The 2015-nt window shown below is 72.8% G+C and carries 3 protein-coding genes; all 3 read left to right on the top strand.

What is annotated here, in order from left to right; genetic code table 11:
• The coding region (locus HMPREF0058_RS11250; protein ID WP_006549920.1) for an ABC transporter ATP-binding protein at positions 1-749 on the top strand (749 nt) is incomplete at its 5' end.
• Positions 750-888: 139 nt separating this feature from the next.
• Positions 889-1503 carry a hypothetical protein gene (locus tag HMPREF0058_RS11245; RefSeq protein WP_040319969.1) on the top strand — a complete coding sequence of 205 codons (615 nt, stop codon included), beginning with the start codon at positions 889-891 and terminating at the stop codon, positions 1501-1503.
• Between the two features lie 8 nt (positions 1504-1511).
• Positions 1512-2015: hypothetical protein (locus tag HMPREF0058_RS11240; protein ID WP_006549919.1), on the top strand; the 504-nt coding region annotated here is incomplete at its 3' end.

Below are 2015 nucleotides of genomic sequence, written 5' to 3'. Positions count from 1 at the left end.
CCGGGGTCATCGAGATGGAGCACGTGCGCTTCTCCTACGACCCCGACTCCGAGCTCATCACGGACCTGTCCCTCAAGGTCGAGCCCGGCCAGACGGTGGCGATCGTCGGCCCCACGGGCGCGGGCAAGACCACCCTGGTCAACCTGCTCATGCGCTTCTACGAGATCGACGGCGGTCGGATCACCCTGGACGGGGTGGACACCTCCGCCATGCGGCGCCGGGACGTGCGTGCGCGCACGGGCATGGTGCTGCAGGACCCGTGGCTGTTCGCCGGCACGATCCGGGAGAACATCCGCTACGGGCGCCCGGGCGCCAGCGACGAGCAGGTCGAGGCCGCCGCCCGCGCCTGCTACGTGGACCACATCATCCGGGCCCTGCCCGAGGGGTATGACACGGTCCTGGACGAGGACGCCGCGAACGTCTCGACCGGTGAGCGCCAGCTGCTCACGATCGCCCGCGCCTTCATCGCCGACCCGGCCGTCCTCATCCTGGACGAGGCGACCAGCTCGGTGGACACGCGCACCGAGCTGCTGGTCCAGCACGCGATGGCGGCGCTGCGCCAGGGGCGTACGAGCTTCGTCATCGCCCACCGCCTGTCCACGATCCGTGACGCGGACACGATCCTGGTCATGGAGCACGGGGACATCGTGGAGCAGGGCAGCCACGAGGAGCTGCTGGAGCGTCGGGGCGCCTACTGGGCGCTCTACCAGAGCCAGTTCGCCGGCGCCGCGGAGGGCACCGCGGCCTGACGCACGCTCCTCAGACCTGCGCGCCCAGCGCGTGCTGCGGGCCCCCGGTACCTCGGTGCCGGGGGCCCGCAGCATGAGCGGGTAGGGAGGTACAGGAGGGGCACGTATGATTCCCGGGCCCAGTCAGCAGGAGGCGACGATGCACCCACAGGACGTCCCGGCCACGCAGACGATCCGTGTCCGGCCCGACGCCGGCCCCACCCAGCCACCAAGCTCCACCCCGAGGACCGGGTTGTTTGAGGGGCAGGTGTGGCGCTATGAGCTGTCGGCCCGGGGCGGGCTGGCGCTGGGCGTCCTCGGCCTTGACCTCGAGCCCGCCCAGACGGGTGAGGTCCTGGAGCTCGCCGTCTACCCCGAGATGGCGCTGGATGACGACGGCGTCCCGGACCGTGCCTCCACCCGCCTGGGGCTGGTCGAGCGCGGCCGGCCTGGCACCGTCCTGCTCGATCAGGAGGGGCACGACCTCACCGTGCCGGCGCGCGACCTCGCCGCGCACCTGGCGGCCACGGCGTTGGTGCCCGAGCAGTGGAACCTGTGGCGGGTGGACCTGGCGGCCCTGGCCGGCCGCGACCTGGGCGGCCTGGCGCTGGTCTCTCAGGCGGACCACGGCACGGGCTGGCTCCAGCTGCGCCGTCGGCTCCTGTCCCAGGGCGACGACGGCGCAGCCGGCCTGGTGGACCTGGTGGACACCCGCCGTGGGAGCCACTCGGGGTCGGCTTCTCGCGCGGCAACACCTTCCCGGCCACCTGCGTGACGCACGGCATGAGCTTCCTGACCCCGCTCACTGACGCCCGGACCCTGGGCTGGCTCTACCGCTGGCACGGTGACCCCCGCCCCCGCCTGCAGGGCGTGGCGCTGTCCCACCAGCCGAGTCCCTGGATCGGCGAGCGCGGGGCGTTGCAGGTCATGCCCTTTGCCGGCGAGCCCGTGCTGGACCCGGAGCAGCGCGCCCTGGGTTTCTCCCACGACGACGAGGTCGCCCACCCTGACTACTACGCCGTCGCCCTGGACGGCGGTATCCGCGTGGAGATGACGCCGACCTCCCGCACGGCAGCGCTGCGTGTCCACCTGCCTGCTGACGGCGGGATCACGCTGGACCAGCCAGCCCACGGGGAGCTTCGGCTCAGCAGGGGGCTCGCAGGCGCCCGGCCGAGCAGCGCCACCGACGCCGTCGGCGGTGCTGAGTCCGGTAGCGGCGGTGAGTCCGGTAGCGGCACTGGGGCCGGTCAGAGTGGTGACGCCGCGTCCGTGCTGTGCTTCGAGGGC

Source organism: Actinomyces urogenitalis DSM 15434 (genome assembly GCF_000159035.1).
In the GTDB taxonomy this organism is placed as follows: domain Bacteria; phylum Actinomycetota; class Actinomycetes; order Actinomycetales; family Actinomycetaceae; genus Actinomyces; species Actinomyces urogenitalis.
Note: the sequence above shows the minus strand (reverse complement) of the source record. Positions and strands in the feature narration are given on the sequence as shown.

Coding starts and splice junctions, on each gene's coding strand:
- HMPREF0058_RS11245 (WP_040319969.1), top strand. CDS start 889: ATGCACCCACAGGACGTCCCGGCCACGCAGACGATCCGTGTCCGGCCC.